Here is a 261-nt window from a genome sequence, read left to right as displayed (position 1 = left end):
CGCCGACATCGAGAAACGGGTCCAGGTGCGGATGCGCCGCCAGGAGCGCGTGCACGCCCCCGAGCAGGCGCTGCGACTGTGGGCCGTTCTTGACGAATCGGCTCTGCGCCGGGTCGTGGGCAACCGGCACATCATGCGGGAGCAGCTGGAGTACCTCGTCGAGCTGTCGCGGCTGCCCCATGTCACCGTGCAGGTGATGCCGTTCCGGATGGGCGCCCACCCGGGGGTGAACGGCCAGTACGCCATCCTGGAGTTCCCGGA

At 69.3% G+C, this 261-nt stretch carries 1 protein-coding gene; it reads left to right on the top strand.

Annotated features, from left to right (window positions below):
- The coding region (locus ACSNOK_RS34780) for a Scr1 family TA system antitoxin-like transcriptional regulator (protein ID WP_436784703.1) at window positions 1-261 on the top strand (261 nt) is incomplete at both ends.

The organism is Streptomyces sp. URMC 126 (assembly GCF_051386555.1).
Lineage (GTDB): Bacteria > Actinomycetota > Actinomycetes > Streptomycetales > Streptomycetaceae > Streptomyces.
The sequence above is the reverse complement of the archived record's forward strand: the minus strand, read 5'-3'. Positions and strand labels throughout refer to the sequence as shown.